We start from the raw sequence: 18,012 nt of genomic DNA, 5'->3' as shown, positions 1-18,012 counted from the left end.
TTCATTATCTATCACCTGCCACTTTAAATTGAATGAACGTTAGGATGCCTACTAACACAACAACGATGTATGCAATGGCTGATGCGTAGCCGAACTGGAAGAATTCAAAGCCATTTTGATAGATGTATAAGCCAAGTGTCATCGTTGCATCAGCCGGTCCGCCTTTTGTTAAGTTGAATGGCTCATCGAATAGCTGCAGCGTTCCGATTGTCGATAATGTTCCCGCGAACAAAATGACCGGCTTCAGCTGCGGAATGGTAATGTAGAAAAACTGTCTGATCTTTCCTGCACCGTCTAAAGAAGCAGCCTCGTACATATCATTTGGAATGTTTTGCAGAGCTGCAAGGAAGATAACCATGTTGTACCCCGTCCATCTCCATGTCATCGCAAGAATGATGGATGCTTTTGCCCAGAAGCTGTCTGACAGCCATGGGATTGCTTCCATACCTAAAAATCCAATCACCGTATTAATGATTCCTTCCTCCTGAAGCATGATCGAGAAAAGGATGGAATATGCCACTAGTGATGTTACGGCCGGAAGGAAAAACGATACTCTGAAAAAACCTTTTAAGCGCAGCAGACCGCTGTTCAGCACACTTGAAAGCACAAGCGCCAGAATCAGCATGATCGGAACCTGCACGATAAAGATGATGAATGTATTCATAAGGGCCTTATGGAAAATTTCATCCTTGAATAACGTGACGTAATTATCGAAGCCGGTAAAGATATATTCACCTGCCTCAAAGGTTTGAAAGCTTAACAAAAGAGATGAAAATATCGGATAAACTGTAAAAATAATAAAGAGTATAACTGCAGGGGCAATGAACATATAAGGAAATAAACGTGTTTGACTCATGCAAGATCCCACCTTAAATTAGGAAAGGGCTGAATTAGATTCGGCCCTTTCTTTTTCATTTTTCAATGTATTATTTAATTCTGTTATCAAGGCGTTTCTGTGCTGCCTCGTATGCTTTTTCAATCGACACCTTGCCGCTGACTGATTCAGACTGGGCTTTGATTGATTCATCCATTGCCAGTGAATAGTTGCCTGTGTAGTTAACAGATGGAATACTGTCCATTTGCTCTGTGAACGTGCTCCAGATCGGCTGACCAGAGAAGAACTCCTGCTCTTCAGTGAAAATTGGCTCGTCATAGATCGTGTTCAGTGTCGGGAATAAGCCGCCTTTCATTGCTTCAAGCTGTGTTTCTTCATCAGTTGAGAAGTATTCCATGAAGTCATATGCTTCTTGTTTTTTATCCGTAGATTGCATGATGACGTAGTTGCTTCCGCCTAAGTTAGAAGCACGGTTTCCGCCTTCTTCAAATGCAGGAAGAGGAATAACGCCCCACTTGCCTGATGTATCTTTGCCTTGTCCTGTGATGGAGCCTGAGAGCCAGGCGCCAGATGGAGCTGCTGCTACTTCACCGCTTACCATCGCACTGATCCAAGCATCCCAGCCGACAGTATTTTTCACTAAGCCTTCATCTTTAAGCTGCTTGATCACATTTGCAGCATTCATTGATTCATCTGATGTTAAAGCAAGCTCGCCTTTATCATCAAAGTAAAGGGAACCCTGCTGATTCATCATCATGCGGTAAAGACCGTCATCACCGTTTAAATCAAGTCCGAGCATTGGTTTGCCTGTTTTTTCTTTTATAACTTTACCAGCTTCAACAAATTGCTCCCATGTTTGAATATCTTCTGCTTTTACACCGGCTTCTTCAAAGATATCTGTGCGGTAAAAGACGCCTGTCGGACCGCCGTCAAACGGAAAGCCGACAATTTTATCATCAACCGTTAAAAGGTCTGTTTTACTTGATGGGAATTTATCAGCCTGCTTATCAAAGCCGTACTCTTTTATATCTAAAAATGCTTTAGGATAAGATTCTGCATATCCCTGAATGCGGTCATCTTCTACAAGGACGATGTCAGGAAGACCTTGTCCGCCTGCCTGCAAACCTGTTGTTAACTTCGAATAAACATCTTCTCTCCCGATTTCTACAATCTCAAGTTCAAAATCAGGATTTTCTTTCTTATAGCGTTCGGCTGCTGCTTCAAGTACAGGAACGTTGATGTTCCAAGCCCAAGCCGTCAATTTTTTGTCGTCTTTGCTTGTTTTTTCAGAAGATCCTCCTGAACAAGCAGAGAGCATGCCGATGATTAGAACCAGACTAATCAAACCAAATACCTTTTTCATGTTTTACCCCCTATTAATCTTAATCAAAAGATGCTGACCGCAAAAATGAAATCGTTTACAAGATTTATAATAGAATAATAGTCGGAAAATTTCAAGTAAAATTTAACTAAAAGTTTTTACTATTTTACCTTTTATTTTACTTAAATAATTCTCCCCAAAGTAAAAGGCGCCGGAATAACCATCCGCGCCTTTCTATTATCGTATTCTTATCTTTTTTCATTTTAAAAATTGTACTATATCACCATATTTTTTTTACTTAAATTTCTGTATTTCTCTGATACATGTTTTACTTCAGTCAATCTCGATTTTAGTTGATGGCTTCTTTGGAATCGTGATTTTCAAAACACCATTCCGGTAATTCGCCTTTAAATTTCTTTTTACAGCTGAAGGGGGAATAGGAATTGATTGTTTGCCGTTTTTATTCTCATTTTTAGCTGATTTTACTGTAATGATCAAATCCTCTCCAAGAATTTCAAGTTTAATGTCCTCTTTTTCAATTCCAGGCAATTCTGCTTTTACAACAAATGCTGCATTCGTTTCCTCCGTCATAGCCTGAAATCCTTTTGGAGCAAATGATTGTTTGAAATAGTCGTCGATGCTTCCGAGAAGGGTATTCTTTGGCCGCGAGACAAAAAAATCATTGATCAATTTCATTGGATCTTTTCCATTTGAATCCATATTCTATCCTCCTGACATACGTTCATTTATATCTCATTATCATATGTAAAAACCCCGCTGTTTGCCTATCCTTAAAAAAGTTGTTTTGTTTTAAATCTGACTGCACATAATACATCATATTAAAAGAAAAAAGTTACATCAGAAAATTCTAAATAGTTTTACTTTAATTCTTTTAGGAAAGCGCTTACTTATACATACACCATAGGTCACAAGCGCTAAAACCCGCGTCATGACTGTTTCATTTCCTTGAAACAAGGGGAATAGTTTGTTAGGTTAGGTAACCGTAGGGCTGAACGGATTGCAATTTTTGGTTCTTATTACATGATCACTTTAGTCAAAGGAGAGATTTGGTGGAAATTGGAACATTGGTATCACTCGGAATTTATTTTGTCGGCATGCTTCTTATTGGATTCTATGCCTACAAGAAGTCAACAGACGATGTGTCCGGCTACATGCTTGGGGGACGAGGACTCGGACCCGCAGTAACCGCACTATCGGCAGGGGCTTCAGACATGAGCGGCTGGATGCTTATGGGGCTTCCTGGAGCTATGTATACAACCGGATTATCAAGCATGTGGATAGCAGTAGGGCTTACAGTTGGAGCCTATTTGAATTACATTTTAGTTGCTCCGCGTCTCAGAACCTATACAGAGGTTGCAGACGACTCCATTACAATCCCGGATTACTTTGAAAATCGCTTTAAAGACAAAACGCGTATTCTTCGGTTCGTTTCAGCGATAGTCATCCTTATTTTCTTCACGCTATACACTTCAGCAGGTTTAGTTTCAGGAGGATTGTTATTTGAATCTTCATTTAAGCTTGATTACATGACAGGTATGCTTTTAACAGCAGGAGTTGTTGTAGCCTATACTCTGTTTGGCGGATTTTTGGCCGTAAGTTTAACTGACTTTGTACAGGGAATCATCATGTTTCTTGCACTAGTACTTGTACCAATTGTGGCATTTACTAATTTAGGCGGAGTCGGACCAACGTTCGATACAATCCGCGCAATGGATCCAACTTATCTGGACATCTTTAAAGGAACATCCGTTATTGGCATTATTGGATTTTTAGCATGGGGCTTAGGTTATTTCGGACAGCCTCATATTATCGTCCGTTTTATGGCGATTTCTTCTATTAAAGAATTAAAACCTGCACGAAGAATCGGCATGGGCTGGATGATCATTTCTGTTTTTGGCGCAATGCTTACAGGTCTTGTAGGGATTGCTTATGTCGATCAGACGGCGACAACGCTAGCAGATCCTGAGACCATTTTTATCAAATTTGCACAGGTGCTTTTTCACCCGTTAATCACAGGATTCTTGCTTGCAGCGATTTTAGCTGCGATTATGAGTACCATTTCATCACAGCTGCTTGTTACTTCAAGTGCCCTGACAGAAGATTTTTACAAAACGTTCTTCAGACGTGAGGCAAAAGATAAAGAGCTTGTTTTAGTTGGAAGGCTTTCCGTACTGCTGGTAGCCATTATCGGCGTAATGCTGTCACTTACTCCAAGTGATACAATTCTTTCTTTAGTAGGGTATGCATGGGCAGGCTTTGGTTCCGCATTCGGACCGGCCGTGCTGCTCAGCTTATACTGGAAACGAATGACGAAGTGGGGCGCACTTGCCGGTATGATTGTAGGTGCTGTCACCGTTCTGATTTGGGTAAACGTCCCTGCATTAAAAGAATTTATGTACGAAATGATTCCCGGCTTCTTCTTAAGTTTACTTGCTGTTTACGCAGTCAGCTTGATCACAAGCAGACCTTCTAAACGCGTTCAAAATACGTTTACTGAAATGGAAGAAGTTTTAGAGGAAGAAACAAAATGATATGATTAACAGCGCTCAAGGTGACTTGAGCGCTGTTTTTTTACACCAGTCAGGCGGTTAATCCTGGTCTTTTCAATCAAAGAGGTCTTGAATCGTATATTTAGCATAGGGAAGGAAGCAAATGGAAAAAAGAAAGTAAATTGCTTCATTTGGCTAGTATCCGATTGGTTTTTTCAAGTAATAGAAGACATTTGGAAAGTATTTGAGGTATTTTGGAAAGTAAATCACAATTCGACTGTATTTAAACGCCTTCTACTGAATTCAGAGAAACCAATATGTCAAATGCCCTGGAAAATCCTGCCCAAAACAAAAAAGAGCTTAAACAAACGTTTGTTTAAGCTCTTTTCTCCTTTTATTACAGCGTTTCTGATGTTGTTTTGGCCTGAAGGTGAAGCAATAAATAATCCGGTCCGCCCGCTTTTGAATCTGTTCCGGACATGTTGAAGCCGCCGAATGGCTGGTAGCCGACGATGGCACCGGTACAGCCGCGGTTGAAATACAGATTTCCAACGTGGAAGTCTTCGCGCGCTTTTTCAATGTGATCACGGTTGTTTGTCAAGACTGCGCCTGTTAAACCGTAGTCCGTATTGTTGGCAATTTCAATCGCATGATCAAAATCTTTTGCTTTCGTAAAGCCGACAACCGGACCGAAGATCTCCTCCTGCATCAAGCGTGCTTTTGGATCGAGATCCGCAATGATTGTAGGCTGAATGAAGAAGCCTTTGGAACTGTCTCCTTCTCCTCCTGCAGCGAGCTTCCCTTCTTCTTTGCCGATTTCTACATAACTCATAATTTTATCAAATGCAGCCTGATCGATGACAGGACCCATGAAATAAGATTGATCTGCTGTATCCCCGACTGTTAATTCTTTTGTTAGTTCAATTGCGCGGTTCAGTACCTGATCATACACATCTTCAACGATGACAGCACGGGAACAAGCAGAACATTTTTGTCCTGAGAATCCAAATGCAGATTTCACGATTGATTGTGCAGCTAATTCCAAATCAGCGTCTTTATCAACGACAATCGTATCCTTGCCGCCCATTTCAGCAATAACGCGCTTCAGCCAGATCTGGCCTTCATTCACTTTAGAAGCACGCTCATAGATGCGTGTGCCTACGTCACGTGAACCTGTGAAGCTGATAAAACGCGTGCGCGGGTGGTCAACTAAATAATCGCCAACCTCAGCGCCGCTTCCAGGCACGAAGTTCAATACACCTTTAGGAAGTCCAGCTTCCTCCAATACTTCAACAAACTTGGCCGCAACGACCGGAGTAGTCGAAGCCGGTTTTAATAAGACTGTGTTGCCTGTTACGATTGCTGCGATTGTCGTTCCTGCCATAATCGCAAACGGGAAATTCCACGGAGAAATAATGATCCCTACACCTAAAGGAATGTAGCTGTAGCGGTTGTATTCACCCGGACGGCTTTCAACCGGCATGCCATCCTTTAATTTCAGCATTTGGCGGGCATAGTACTCAATGAAATCAATCGCTTCCGCTGTATCCGCATCTGCTTCATTCCAGGGCTTGCCTGCTTCTTTTGTTAATAGCGCAGAAAACTCATGCTTGCGGCGGCGAATGATCGCTGCAGCACGGAACAGAATGTCCGCACGAACTTCAGGCTTCACTTTACGCCATGTTTTAAATGTCTCATCAGCTGCTTGCATAGCTTTCTCGGCTAACTCCCGGTTCGCCTTCGAAACGCGGCCAATCACCTCTTCTTTATTTGAAGGATTCACAGAAACAATTTTATCCTCTGTTGAAATACATTCTCCGCCAATGACCAAATGATAATCCTGCCCTAAATATGACTCAACAATCTTCAAGCCTTCAAGGTAGGATTTCTTATTCTCTTCTGCTGAAAAATCAGTAAATGGTTCGTGTTTGTACGGTATCATGATTTACATTCGCCTCCCTGCAAGTATGAAACGTTTACACCCCCATTCTAACGAAAGAAATGGAAACTTTCAAACTATGAATAATTATCATAATATGAAGTTGAATAAATTAAGAGAGTAGTAAAATGACTAGATTGACGCGGAGGACTCTGTTTAGTGCGCTTGATAAGTCAAAGCTTCGTTTCTGCCAGTTACACTGAATCTGGATTCCCGCTTGAGCAATTCTCATCTCTAGTTCCACCTATAAAAAAACCACCTCACAATTGTGAGATGGCTGCGCTATTTATTGATAAATATGAACGGTCGGCTTTTCCTGCCCAGGTTTACGGACGATCAGCGCTTCTTGGCCGCTTGTTGAATTGATATTTACTTCAACTGAAACATAGTCAGGGAAATAGTCGACCACTTTCCCAGTAACAAACTGGGTAAAAGCAATGACTTCTGATTTTCCGTAGAACTGCATCGGTATATCAATCTTCAATTCTTGCATTTCTTCCCCTTTGTAAAAGGCTTTGCCGATGACGCCCGTGTAGTTAGGGAAAAATTCATCGATGTCCTGTTTGAATCGCTCAAAAAGATTGGCATCCTCGCGGTAGTCTTCTGTGCCTTGAGGCGACGGGAAAAAGACATATTCCTCATCAATGCTGTCCCATTTGCCGATTTGATTGCTGCCGCCGTCTACTACTGTGCTCGCGATAAAGCTGCCGGGCACAATGGATGACTTCGGCGCTTGCTTGTATAGGGCAATGACAACAGGGATATTTTCAAGGCCTTTTTGGCTGCGTACGCGTGTAATGACTTCTTCCGCCATCTTTTTGCCTTCCGCTTCAAGCTTCTGCGGATCGATGACATATTCACGCTGCGGCTCACCGACCGCTTCACGGTAGTAATGAACCGAGTTTAAGGCAAGTCCGATGACCACTCCGCCAAGTTCAACTGTATTTTCACCTTTTCGGACTAAGTAATTGTGTTCAAGCATGTGTGCCAAGTAGATTGGGCTTTTTTCATTCTGTTGAATAAAATCGCCTTCGGTACTCGCTATTGGGTTCAGACCCTCATTTTTGAACGTTTCCTTATTCGCTTTCGCTTTATCCTGTGCTTCTTTCAATTTATCCCCTTCAAGTTTGCGGCCAAGCCAAGAGCGTACCGTCAACTCATCCAGATACTGACCTTCCTGATAAAGATGATTGTCAGGTGAAAACTCTTCCTGTGCCACTCTCATCAGTCCCGTTTCGAATTCATCGATGTCTAAACGGGTGTTGATATTTTCAGCAACGAGTCCTCTTGCTTTTCCTTCTTTAAACGGGAGGATCATTTTATAGTAGGAATCTGAAATGTTGTATTTAGGAATGATCGCTTTTTCGGTTGATTCATCTTCCGTTTCCCGCACGATTTCCTCTTGATCACCAAAGCTGGGTGCGCAGGCTGAAAGGAATAAACAGCCTGCGAGCAGCATTACCATTACTTTTTTCAAGTCGGAATACACCTCTTATTTTCTTAGTTCCAGAAGCAGTTTCATCTCATCCCAAATGTCGATGTTCAACTCTTGAGCCTTTGAAAGCTTGCTTCCTGCATCTTCTCCGGCAACGACTAAATCTGTTTTTTTGCTGACACTTCCGGCTACCTTGCCGCCCAGCGCTTCGATTTGTTCTTTTGCTTCGTTTCGGGAAAGCTCTTCTAGTTTCCCTGTTAAAACGACCGTTTTGCCTGCAAAGAAGGAATTTGATTCCTCTGCTTTTACTAGCTTTGGTCCTAAGTAAGCCATATTTACTCCGCATGATTTCAGTTCAGAAATCAGCTCATTCATCTCAGGCTGTTCAAAATAAGTTACGACGGCATCCGCCATCTTATCGCCAATTTCATTAACCGCTATAATCTCATCTCTTGAGGCTGTTTGCAATCGTTCCATTGTCTCAAAATGCTGCGCAAGCGTCTTTGCTGCCTTAGCGCCGATGAAACGGATGCCAAGGCCAAACAGCAATCTTTCAAGTGAGCTTTCTTTTGAGTTTTCAATCGCCAAAAGCAGGTTGTCCACTGATTTCTCACCCATCCGCTCAAGCTCGAGCAGCTGCTCTCGGGTCAATTTGTAAAGATCGGCAACATCTTTAATCAAGTTTTCTTTGAAAAGCTGGGCAATCACCCGCTCGCCAAGACCATCGATGTTCATCGCATTTCTAGATACAAAATGAATTAATCCTTCGCGAATCTGCGCCGGGCACTTAGGATTGATGCATCTAAGTGCAACCTCGCCTTCGATCCGCACAAGCTCGCTTTCGCATTCAGGGCAATGAGTCGGCATTTTGAACTCTTGCTCGTCGCCTGTACGGTGCTCGAGCATAACATTAACAACCTCGGGAATAATGTCTCCGGCTTTTTTAATAACGACGTAGTCACCAAGACGAATGTCTTTTTCACGAATGAGGTCTTCATTATGAAGAGAAGCGCGTTTTACTGTTGTACCAGCAACACGGACAGGCTCCAATAATGCAGTTGGTGTAATGACACCAGTGCGTCCAACCGTTAATTCGATATCAAGCAGCTTCGTCATCACTTCTTCTGCAGGAAACTTATAGGCCACTGCCCAGCGCGGACTTTTGGCTGTAAAACCGAGCTCCTCCTGCTGTTCAATCGAATCTACTTTGATCACGATGCCGTCAATTTCATATGGAAGATTGGCTCTTTTATCCTGGAAAGACTCAATCAGCGTAATTACGTCATCAATTGAATCACATCTGCGGCGCTCTGTATTCGTTTTAAAACCAAGCTCCTCGAGAGCATCAAGGCCTGCACTTTGAGTGGCCGCCCCAGTTTCTTCCCCAAGGTCTGCAATACTATAGACGAAAATATTCAGATTTCGTTTCGCCGCAATTTTAGGATCAAGCTGGCGAAGGGAACCTGCCGCCGCGTTGCGCGGATTGGCAAACGGCTCTTCTTCGAGTTGTATTCTTGTTTCGTTTAATTTTTCAAAAGATGATTTTGGCATGTAGGCTTCGCCGCGCACTTCAATTGAAAGGTTTTTCTTTAATTTAAGCGGAATGGACCGGATTGTTTTTAAGTTTTCGGTGATATCTTCGCCTGTTGTGCCGTCCCCGCGCGTGGCACCTCGAACGAATGCACCATTTTCATATGTGAGAGACACGGCAAGTCCATCAATTTTCAGTTCAACCATATACTGAACATCATCGCCGACTGCCTGTCTCACACGGCGGTCAAAATCTCTGATATCCTGCTCATTGAAGGCATTTCCAAGGCTTAGCATCGGTTTCTTATGCTGCACCTTTTTAAATCCTTCAAGGATATTGCCGCCGACACGCTGTGTTGGGGAATCAGGCGTCTTTAGCTCAGGATAGCTTTCTTCAATCTCAATTAATTCATGAAGAAGCTGGTCATACTCAGAGTCAGGCACAGTCGGTTTATCAAGAACGTGATATTCATAGTTGTATTTATTTAATAAGTCATGCAGAGTTTCTGCGCGTTGTTTGGCTGCATTCATATCCATCCAGGGTCCATTCCTTTCCTTTAACGATCTACACTTTTTGAATCGGAGCAAACTTGGCAAGCAGACGTTTAATGCCTACAGGGCTTGGGAACGCAATATCAAGCTCTTTGCCTTCTCCTTCGCCTTTCACGCTGACAACTGTGCCGATTCCCCACTTTTTATGCTCTGCTTTATTGCCGACAGACCAGGCAATTTCGTCTCCGCCTGTTGAAGCAGCCATCGGTCTATTGACCTGAGGGCGTCTTTCCGGCCGGGTTTTCGCAGCAAATGGAGAAGTGCTCTTTTTCACTTCATTTAGATTCTCCAGCAGTTCAGACGGAATCTCTGAGATAAAACGGGATTCAGGATTCATGCTTGTACGTCCGAAAAGAGTTCTCATTTTAGCATTCGTAATGAACAGTTCTTTTTCGGCACGGGTAATGCCGACATAAGCAAGACGGCGCTCTTCTTCCATCTCTGCTTCTTCCATAAGGGAACGGCTGTGAGGGAATACGCCTTCCTCAACACCCATCAAGAAAACAACCGGGAACTCCAGTCCTTTCGCAGAGTGGAGAGTCATCAGCACAACGGCTTCTTTAGAGGCTTCCTCATCTTCATCTAATTTATCAATATCCGCAACTAAAGCCAAATCTGTTAAAAAGGCTACTAAGCTTTTATCTTCACTGTTTTTCTCAAAGTTTTGCGTAACAGATAAAAACTCATCAATGTTCTCTAAACGGCTTTGTGCTTCGATTGTTTTTTCCGTTTTCAGCATATCGCGGTAGCCTGTTTTTTCAATGACTTCCTCTGCAAGCTCTGTTACAGACAGGTAATCCTGCATGTTTGTCAGATTGCGCACAAGCTCGCGGAAATCAACCATCGCACTGACAACACGCGCACTTACTCCTGCAAATTCGATTTGTTCAATCGCACCGAACAGAGATAAATCATTGTCGACCGCATACTGGGCTATTTTATCGACAGAGGTGGCGCCTACACCGCGCTTTGGCGTATTAATTACCCGCGCTAAGCTGATATCATCGTCAGGATTGGCAATTAATCTTAAGTAAGCGAGTATATCTTTAATTTCTTTTCTGTCGTAGAACTTAATCCCGCCGACAATGGTGTAATTGATGTTAGATTTAAGGAGGATTTCCTCGATTACACGGGACTGGGCATTCGTGCGGTAGAGAATTGCAAAATCAGTCAGCTTCCTTCCTTCAGAAGAGACAAGCTGATTGATTTTCCCCGCTACGAACTGTCCTTCAGCTGATTCACTGTCAGCGCGGTAATAGTTGATTTTCTGGCCCTCATCATTTTGAGTCCAAAGATTTTTTGCTTTGCGGTTCATGTTGTTTTTAATAACTCCATTTGCCGCTTCAAGGATACGCTGAGTGGAACGGTAATTCTGCTCAAGCAAAATCACGCTCGCAGCCGGGTAGTCTTTTTCAAAAGAAAGAATGTTTGCGATATCCGCACCGCGCCAGCGATAGATCGACTGATCGGAATCACCGACAACACATAGATTCTGAAAACGTGATGCAAGCATTTTAACTAATAGGTACTGCGCCTTATTCGTATCCTGATACTCATCTACATGGATAAACTGAAATTTGCGCTGATAGAATTCAAGCACTTCAGGAACACGCTGAAATAGGTGAATCGTTGTCATGATTAAATCATCAAAATCAAGCGACTGGTTTTTCAGCAGTTTTTTCTGATAATCCTTGTACACATCGCTTGCAACCTGTTCATACATGCCGCCCGCTGTTTTTTCAAACTCTTCAGGTGTGATCAGTTCATTTTTCGCTCCGCTGATGCTTCCTAAAATACTGCGCGGATCAAACTTCTTTGGATCGATATTGCGATCTTTGAGAATTGATTTAATGACCGAAAGCTGGTCAGTCGTATCAAGAATCGAGAAGTTTCTGCTGATACCAATCCGGTCGATATCTCTTCTTAATATACGGACACACATGGAGTGAAACGTCGAAATCCAAATATCATCCGCACCTGGTCCAAGCAGCTTCCCGATTCTTTCTTTCATCTCGCGAGCCGCTTTATTTGTAAATGTAATGGCTAGAATATTCCAAGGAGCTACGCCCTTTTCCACCATTAAATAGGCAATTCTTCTTGTGAGCACACTTGTCTTGCCGCTTCCTGCTCCGGCCATTATTAAGAGCGGTCCATCTGTTGCCTTGACCGCTTCTTTTTGCATATCGTTTAAACCATTCAATAATTGATCTGTTAAAAATTGCACGTTCCGGACACCACCTTATATCAAACGTATGTTCTAATTTTATCTCATGTACTGAGTAATTTGCAATCAAGGTTTTACTGCTCTTACTGTTTTCACAGCTGACTCAAAATCATCATAGATAACATTGCCGATAACCACAACATCCGCATATTCAGCCATTTCAGCTGCCTGTTCAGGCGTTTCAATGCCTCCGCCGTAAAAGAGTTTGGTAGAGGATAAGACAGAGCTTGCAGCCTGTACCACATTAACATCTCCGTATATTCCGCTGTATTCTAAATAAAAGATCGGCATATGAAACATGTTTTCAGCCATTCGGGCATACGCCATAACATCATCTGCTGATAGCTCCGTATTTGCTTCTGTAAGCTTCGCCGCTTTGCAGTCACCATTTAAAATACAATAGCCTTCAACAATCAGCTCATCCCAGCTCATGATCTCGCCATATTCTTTTACAGCTTCATGATGCAGTCCCATTACCCATTTCGTATTCGTGCTGTTCATAACCGAAGGGATAAAATACAAGTCAAATCCCGGTATAATTGACTCAATTTCAGACACCTCAAGCACACAAGGTACAAGGTATCTTCTGATTCGGGACATTAAGTTTAACACATTATCCATCGTCACATTATCACTTCCGCCGACGATGATCGCATCTGTTCCGGATTCACATATTATTTCTAGATTTTCATCGCTTATCTCTTTATCTGGATCGAGTTTGAAAACATGTTTCCACTCGGTAACGTCGTACATGGTCTTTCCTCCTAACAATCGGGTTCCACCTGAAACATTATATCAAATTAACGCTCTGCAAAAAACGGACAGGCGCTATGAAGGTTTTGACAATCTGTTCATGAAATTGGGATTTGGGGTGCTTTAAGCCATTAGACATTTTTTTATAGCAGCAAGATTTTCAGAGTGATTGAACACTCTTTTTCAGCCATCCCCCGGTTTTTGACTTCTTTTTTCTCTAATATAGAAATTCTCATAATTCAATCCATAATGAAGATACTATTCCTATGGAGGGATTACAGTGAATGTTAAGAATCCAATTTGTTCGTCTGAACTTGGTACATTGTGGCTTACATATCAGGAAAAAACAATGATTTTAAGAATATTAGAGTATTTCATGGAAAAATCCGAAGATCAGCAGGCAAAAAACATAATGGGAGGCTTGTGGCAGGAGCTCAATCATTTTGTCATCAAAATAGAAGACATTTTTGAAACCGAGGGTGTCGTTATACCAAGAGGTTTCACAAAAGAAGATGTACACCCTGACGCTCCTAAGCTTTTTGATAATGGCTTTGACATTATGCTGCTCCGCATATTAAAAGAGGTAAGCATGGGGATGTATACACTCAATATGAATATGGCTTACCGTGAAGATGTCATGTCCATTTATCAAGGACTGACAACGGTGACTCAGAAGGTGTATAAGCTATCTACTCATTATCTCCTGAATAAAGGTATTCTAACGCTTCCTCCAATCGTCGACAAGCCTAAGACCACTGAGTTTATTGAAGATAAAAACTACATGAGCGGTTTCTCATTTTTCAAAAATAACCGGGCCTTAAATGATATCGAAATTGGTTATCTTCATCATGGCATTGAAACAAACAACATCGGCATGCAGCTGATATCAGGTTTTGCGCAGTGTTCAACCGATAAAGCGGTTAAGGCTTATTTTTCAAAAGGAAAAAAGCTTGCTAAAAAACAGATTGAACTGTTTGAAGAACTTCTTATGGACAGTGATGTGCAATTCACTGCAGGTTCAGGAGGGACCGTCACTTCTTCCACTGTCGCTCCGTTCTCTCAAAGATTGATGATGTTTTGCATCTATCTGTTAAACGGCTTTGGCCTTGTAGGGAGCAGCTTCGGATCGATTTTCAGTTTACGAAGCGATATATCTCTGAAAAACGCTTTAATCGCCAAAGATATTTACTTTTATGCAAATGACGGGATTAAATTGATGATTGAAAATGGCTGGTTTGAAGAACCGCCTCAAATGAAAAATTGAACCGCCCGGTTAGCGCAGACAGACAGATAAGGCGATTTTTTCGTTCGCCGGCGGGAGCCGTTCTGGCCGATGAGCCTAAGCGGTTCCGCTCGCCATCGAAGCACCTCTAAATAAAAACAAAGGCTAAAATCAAATCGATTTTAGCCTTCATGTATTAAGATTCTTTTGTTTCCTGTGTTTGAATGCGCTCAAGCGCCATTGTATAGGCATCGTTGCCATAGTTCAGGCAGCGTTTTACGCGTGAGATGGTTGCTGTGCTTGCACCTGTTTCGGTTTCGATCTTGTGGTATGTGAAACCTTCGCGCAGCATGCGTGCTACTTCGAGACGCTGTGCAAGGGATTGGATTTCGTTCACTGTGCACAGGTCATCAAAGAACCGATAGCATTCTTCCAGGTTTTTTAATGATAAAACAGATTCAAATAATTGATCGAGTTCTTTTCCCCGTAATTTTTCAATTTGCATCTTCATTCTCCTTTTATGAAAATTAGTGGAGTGAAACGTGATTTTCTAGAGCAGGCACTATGTTAATCCAGGTTTTACCCGGTACAAATCCAATTGGTTTTCCGTTTAAATAAGGCAGGATACGTCCGTCAATATTGCGCCATTCCACTTGGCGGCTGACGCCTTTTTGCAGCAGGATCCCTTTGCCTCCGGATGTTAAATCAATTGCTCTTCTTCCATAGTCGTCAATCGTTTGATGCTTCATTTCTGCGATAAATAAATTATCGACAGCAATGGCATTTCCTGATTCCAGGTCTTTCGTTTGTTCATTGTTGCTATATCGTAAGTACTTCTTCGTTTGTTTGTCGTATTTATAGACTGAATTCCACACTTCTGACTGGTCGTACCGGACAGTGGCTTCTAAACCTGAATCACCCTCAGCAGTTTCTTTTGCATCCGTAAACGGCAGCGGTTTCGGCTGCTTCGACAGGTTTATTCCGTTCAGATCTGCGCCTTCTTTTATGTTTTCAGCAGAGATATAAGAATTGTGAGGCGCTTTTCTGAATGTGGCTCTCCAAAAGAGTGTGCCATCATAAAACAAGCCATTTAAGTAATCATTATTTCCCTTTTCTAGCGTCTCTTTAGCCTGAGGACTCCAGCCGTGGCTGATAAAAACTGCATCATAGCCGGTGCTCAAGTCTACATAATATTCTCTGGCGCTCCTGACAGGCCCGATTACTGCCGGCTGATTGCTCTGGTAAACAGCAAGGAATCTGGTGATATTTCCTTCTGATAAAACCTCATATACAAGATCAGCCTGATGAAGTCCAGACTGCGGCCGGGCTGCGGGATGATTGTTGATCATCACAGCAAAGGCACGCTGTTCCGCTTTTTCACCAGAGGGCAAGCCTGTTAATGGATAAATGTTTTTCTTCACAATAGGTGCAGATGTTTCTTCCACTTTTACAACATCTGCTTTTGGGCTGCTGTTTTCTTCTTGCTTACAAGCCGTACACATGGCTAGCAGGAGCAATGCCATGAACAGCCGCTGCATTTTCATCTTGTTGTTTTTCACGATTGACACCTTCTGCTTACTTTTATATTTTAACGCATTATCGATGGAAAGAGTATTATTTTTTTAAGCACATCATAGATGCCCACAGGAGTTATCCTGATATAGGGCAAATGGGTCGACGACAGGAAAAAGAGGGAATAAACCGCATCACCTAACGTATATCCTCTTTCTTTCAGCAGCTGCTTAAACCTTTCCTCTTTTTGAACAACTTCACTAAACTCTTCAGCAGACGCTCCTCCGCAAATCTCCAGGGGTATTTCATGAAGAACCTCCCCTTTTTCTGCAAGAACAATGCCGCCTCCAAGTTCCTTCATTCTCTTAAATGCTGTGATTATATCATGCTTGCTTTTCCCGATTAAAATAATATCCCCTGTTGTTGAATAAGAACTGGCAAGACCGCCGAGTGATGAGGCAAATCCCTTCAGCATGGTGTTAATCCGCCATTTCCCTTTCTTATCAATTAACGCAAGAAAGCACTCATCGTGATGGCTGCCGAGTTCGTCAAATGAATTATCGATTGTAATGCTGTACGGTTCCATGATGACATCATTCTTCATTTTAAGGCCGAGGGGCATTGAAAACTGCAAATCATCATAAGACAGGGACCATTCAATCTTCATTTTTCCGTATCCGGATTTCCCCCAATTAAACTCACCGAAGCTTTCAGCCGGCAATCCGTCTTTTCTCAGCCACTTTCCTTTTGACAGCACAGCTGCAGGAGTTGGATTATCGGGTGATTCCAAAAAATTCAGATTGGCCAAACGTCCTGGGGCTACAGCGCCTGTTACATCTTCCATCCGGTAATACCTGGCTGTATTAAAGCTTGCCATATGGTACGCATCTATTGCCGGGATATTGTGCTCAATGGCCATTTTTATCATCGAATCCATCATGCCGTCTTTATAAAAATGCGGTGTGGCTCCGTCAGTAGTGAAAAAGAAATGATCATAGTGATGAATCTCTTTTTCACGAATGCCATTAAGCAGCTGCTGCAAATCTGGCCGGATCGAGGAATGTCTGAGTGAAACAGTATAGCCGAGTTTTAACCGCTCTAACACATCATCTCCAGTCATCGATTCATGATCGCAGTCTGCCCCGAATAATTTCATTTTGTTGAGTGTGTTTGCTGAAGCACCGGGAAAATGTCCTTCAATTCGTTTTCCCTTTCCTTTCATCTCGACCAACCATGACAGCATCAAATCATCATCCGAGAGCAGCTTTGGCCACCCGGTTAATTCTCCGCCTTGAATAACATATTCATGTTCCATCCATTTTTTCATAAAATCGAGAGATAAATATTCATGCTCATTAGCAACCTCTGTTTGAAGATCGAAACGGCTCCACCAAAAATACTGCAAAGGAAGCTCATTTAATTCGCGGATAAAAGTAAGCGCTTTCTTTTCGTTGGACTGAAAAAGCAAAAATAAGTTGTCGCATATGAGTGTCGTTGTTCCGAACTGTGACACATACTTCCCGAAAGAATGGGGATTATAAAGTTGAAATGGGTGAGCATGAGGCTCAATATATCCGGGTACAATAAAACGATTTTCGCAATCGATGATCTCAGGCTGCCCTTCGGCAGGAAGCTTATCGCCAATATAAACAATCCGGTCACAGGAAATCCAGACGTTGGCTTTGATCCATTGCTTCAGATAGGAGTTCAAGTACAGCCCATTTTTCAAAACAAGAGCTGGAGGCTTCTGGCCTGATGCCGCTTGTATGTGATTTCTGATTTGCCGGACTTTCCATTTTGCTTTTGACTGTGGCATTTCAGACCCTCCCTAAATTTCTTATCTTATATGTTAACATATGTAACCGTTTAACGCAGTAAAGATTTACTGTATTTTCAAAAAGAGGAGGAACATATTATGAAACCGAACATCGGCATTGTAAACGGACTGATCCGAATTACAATCGGACTGTTTTTACTATCATGGGCATCAGCAAAATATTCGAAAAAACCTTGGAAGGATTCTCTGCTGCTCATGATGCTGCTTGGTGCGATGAAAGTCGGAGAAGGCATCCTCAGATTCTGCCCGATGGTATTTATGTATCAAGAATACCGCAAAGAGGATCTGGAGTTTGAGGATAAGACTTATAATCCGTCTTAACCAGAAGTGCGGAATCGCCCG

General features: G+C 42.4%; 14 protein-coding genes. 3 read left to right on the top strand and 11 right to left on the bottom strand.

From position 1 onward, the window contains the following. Positions 1-4 precede the first annotated feature (4 nt). From ABEQ24_RS15280 to ABEQ24_RS15270, 3 genes are all read right to left on the bottom strand, one after another. Positions 5-856: a carbohydrate ABC transporter permease gene (locus ABEQ24_RS15280; RefSeq protein ID WP_430007576.1), complete on the bottom strand. Its 852-nt coding sequence runs from the start codon at positions 854-856 to the stop codon at positions 5-7. 70 nt (positions 857-926) lie between these two features. Further along, positions 927-2,198 (bottom strand): ABC transporter substrate-binding protein, encoded by a 1,272-nt coding sequence (locus tag ABEQ24_RS15275; RefSeq protein ID WP_430007575.1) that lies wholly within the window; start codon positions 2,196-2,198, stop codon positions 927-929. A 291-nt stretch (positions 2,199-2,489) separates the two neighbouring features. After that, a complete protein-coding gene (locus tag ABEQ24_RS15270; protein WP_430007574.1) occupies positions 2,490-2,876 on the bottom strand; it encodes an Hsp20/alpha crystallin family protein in 387 nt (128 codons plus the stop codon). Between the two features lie 347 nt (positions 2,877-3,223). Between ABEQ24_RS15270 and putP the strand changes: the two genes are divergently transcribed. Further along, complete coding sequence (gene putP, locus ABEQ24_RS15265; RefSeq protein ID WP_430007573.1) at positions 3,224-4,708, top strand: sodium/proline symporter PutP; 1,485 nt, start codon at positions 3,224-3,226, stop codon at positions 4,706-4,708. A gap of 355 nt (positions 4,709-5,063) precedes the next feature. Here the strand turns inward: putP and pruA are convergent, their stop codons facing one another. From pruA to ABEQ24_RS15240, 5 genes are all read right to left on the bottom strand, one after another. Then, positions 5,064-6,611, bottom strand: a complete 1,548-nt coding sequence (pruA, locus tag ABEQ24_RS15260) for an L-glutamate gamma-semialdehyde dehydrogenase (protein WP_430007641.1) — start codon at positions 6,609-6,611, stop codon at positions 5,064-5,066. A gap of 280 nt (positions 6,612-6,891) precedes the next feature. Then, a complete protein-coding gene (locus ABEQ24_RS15255; RefSeq protein ID WP_430007572.1) occupies positions 6,892-8,082 on the bottom strand; it encodes a CamS family sex pheromone protein in 1,191 nt (396 codons plus the stop codon). 15 nt (positions 8,083-8,097) lie between these two features. Then, the gene (gene ligA, locus ABEQ24_RS15250; protein WP_430007571.1) at positions 8,098-10,107 is read right to left on the bottom strand and encodes an NAD-dependent DNA ligase LigA; all 2,010 of its coding nucleotides are present in this window, start codon (positions 10,105-10,107) and stop codon (positions 8,098-8,100) included. A 28-nt stretch (positions 10,108-10,135) separates the two neighbouring features. After that, the gene (gene pcrA / locus ABEQ24_RS15245; RefSeq protein ID WP_430007640.1) at positions 10,136-12,304 is read right to left on the bottom strand and encodes a DNA helicase PcrA; all 2,169 of its coding nucleotides are present in this window, start codon (positions 12,302-12,304) and stop codon (positions 10,136-10,138) included. Between the two features lie 108 nt (positions 12,305-12,412). After that, positions 12,413-13,099 (bottom strand): heptaprenylglyceryl phosphate synthase, encoded by a 687-nt coding sequence (locus ABEQ24_RS15240; RefSeq protein WP_430007570.1) that lies wholly within the window; start codon positions 13,097-13,099, stop codon positions 12,413-12,415. A 280-nt stretch (positions 13,100-13,379) separates the two neighbouring features. On the opposite strand from ABEQ24_RS15240, the gene ABEQ24_RS15235 reads away from it, so the two are divergent. Continuing rightward, on the top strand, positions 13,380-14,363 hold the full coding sequence (locus ABEQ24_RS15235) for a DUF3231 family protein (RefSeq protein WP_430007569.1): 984 nt from the start codon (positions 13,380-13,382) through the stop codon (positions 14,361-14,363). A 154-nt stretch (positions 14,364-14,517) separates the two neighbouring features. Here ABEQ24_RS15235 and ABEQ24_RS15230 read toward each other — a convergent pair whose 3' ends face one another. Genes ABEQ24_RS15230 through ABEQ24_RS15220 form a run of 3 tightly spaced genes read right to left on the bottom strand, consistent with a single transcriptional unit; the run spans position 14,518 to position 17,649 of the window. Continuing rightward, a complete protein-coding gene (locus tag ABEQ24_RS15230) occupies positions 14,518-14,826 on the bottom strand; it encodes a YerC/YecD family TrpR-related protein (protein ID WP_070879478.1) in 309 nt (102 codons plus the stop codon). Between the two features lie 22 nt (positions 14,827-14,848). After that, the gene (locus ABEQ24_RS15225; protein ID WP_430007639.1) at positions 14,849-15,865 is read right to left on the bottom strand and encodes a DUF3048 domain-containing protein; all 1,017 of its coding nucleotides are present in this window, start codon (positions 15,863-15,865) and stop codon (positions 14,849-14,851) included. A gap of 44 nt (positions 15,866-15,909) precedes the next feature. Then, a complete protein-coding gene (locus ABEQ24_RS15220; protein ID WP_430007568.1) occupies positions 15,910-17,649 on the bottom strand; it encodes an adenine deaminase C-terminal domain-containing protein in 1,740 nt (579 codons plus the stop codon). 99 nt (positions 17,650-17,748) lie between these two features. Here ABEQ24_RS15220 and ABEQ24_RS15215 point away from each other — a divergent pair, with 99 nt between their 5' ends. Then, entirely contained in the window at positions 17,749-17,991 is a 243-nt protein-coding gene (locus ABEQ24_RS15215; RefSeq protein WP_070879475.1) for a YgaP family membrane protein, read from the top strand. Positions 17,992-18,012: the final 21 nt, after the last annotated feature.

The organism is Metabacillus idriensis, from assembly GCF_050483325.1.
Classification (GTDB): Bacteria; Bacillota; Bacilli; order Bacillales; family Bacillaceae; genus Bacillus_P; species Bacillus_P idriensis_A.
This window is presented reverse-complemented; position numbering and strand designations above follow the sequence as displayed.